This window comes from Pseudofrankia asymbiotica (assembly GCF_001983105.1).
GTDB lineage: Bacteria > Actinomycetota > Actinomycetes > Frankiales > Frankiaceae > Pseudofrankia > Pseudofrankia asymbiotica.
Map to the genome: position 1 here is coordinate 1 of NZ_MOMC01000168.1, position 1500 is coordinate 1500.

2 protein-coding genes are annotated in these 1500 nt (G+C 70.4%); one reads left to right on the forward strand and one right to left on the reverse strand.

The window, feature by feature from the left end:
- A partial coding sequence (locus BL253_RS39015) for an ABC transporter substrate-binding protein (protein WP_158230527.1) occupies positions 1-632 on the forward strand: 632 nt, incomplete at its 5' end.
- Positions 633-834: 202 nt separating this feature from the next.
- Here the strand turns inward: BL253_RS39015 and BL253_RS39020 are convergent.
- The coding region (locus BL253_RS39020) for a zinc-binding dehydrogenase (protein ID WP_076823126.1) at positions 835-1500 on the reverse strand (666 nt) is incomplete at its 5' end.

Sequence of the window (1500 nt, forward strand, 5' to 3'; positions counted from 1 at the left end):
AGCTCGCCACCAGCCTCAACAGGGCCGGCGTCGCGACCCCGCTGTCCATCGAGATCGCCCCTGGGACCGCCAACTACACGGCGATCGCGAACCGCCTCAAGGACGCGCACGTCGACACGCTCGCCGGCATCGTCCTCCCGGACTCGCTCGCGGCCCTGGTGCCCGCGCTGCATGCCGTGGGAGTCGATCTCAAGGTCGCGTTACTTCCGCTGGGCTACGACCAGACGCTGCTGCGCAAGCTCGGCCAGGCAATGGCCAGCGCCACCATCTACATGGCGTTACGCCCCTTCGAGGACAACACCGAGGCCCACAAGGTCTACCTCACCTCGATGGCGACGTACGCGCCGGAGCTGGCCGCCCCGACCGCGCAGTCCGCCGTCTGGGGCTGGCTGGCCGCCGACCTGTTCCTCGATGGCGTCCAGGCGGCGGGGCAGTGCCCGACCCGCGAGTCCCTCGCCGCCGGCCTCAACAGCCTGCGTGCCTTCGACGGCGGTGGTCTGCTCCCTGCCAGCGTGGACATCGCGCAGGCCCGCACCGTGCCGACCTGCTACGCCTTCGTCAAGGTCAGCGCGGACGGCAAACGATTCGAACCGGTCTCGGTAGCCGACCCCTGTGGCAAACCGATCCAATAGTCATCAGTCCGCGCGCTCGACGCCGCGATCAGGCGCGCCCATGTCCCCCGTCCCGGGTGTGCCGTCGGCGAGCCCGTAGCGCAGATACACGGTGCCCTTCGGACCGGCTACCGGTCGGGGGGGTGGTGTCGGAGGTGAGCGGGTCTCCCCCGGTGGCACGCCGCCCGCATCGCGGTACGCCGACGTGCGTGTCCATCACGGACTATGGACGAAGCACGATCTTGCCGTGGGTGTGTCCTTGTTCCAGTTCGCGGAACGCGTCTCGTACCCCCTCCAGCGGATAGGTGCGAGCGATCCGCACCTCCACCTCTCCTCGCGCGGCGAGTCGAGCCAGCTCGCCGAGCACGACCGCGCATGCCGCCGAGCCTTCTCCGTAGGTCCGCGCGCCGATTCTGGCCGCGGYCTCCCAGTCACGGATCGTGTTGATCCGCTCGGGCCGCACACCCAACTCCACCGCCAGCTCCACGTAGCCGTCGCCGAACGCGTCGATGAACGCGTCGATGTTCCCGTCGGCGGCCCGCCGGATCCGCTCGGCCGAGCCTTCCCCGTACTCGACCGGGATGACGCCACGCTCCTTCAGCCACGCATGGTTTCGACCGTTCGCCAGCCCGATCACCGTGGCGCCGCGCCGCCGCGCGAGCTGCACGGCGAGCGATCCGACGCCGCCCGCCGCACCGGACACCACGACCGTGTCGGCCGGTCCGGGGTCCACCGCGAACACGGTGGCGTACGCGGTCGTGCCGGCCACGTACAACGCCCCGGCCACGTCCCAGGACAGCCCCTCCGGACGGGAGACCACGTTCACGTCGTCGACCACCACGAACTCCGCGTGGCTCGCCCTGTTGTGCGTGAAGCCCAGGACCTCGTC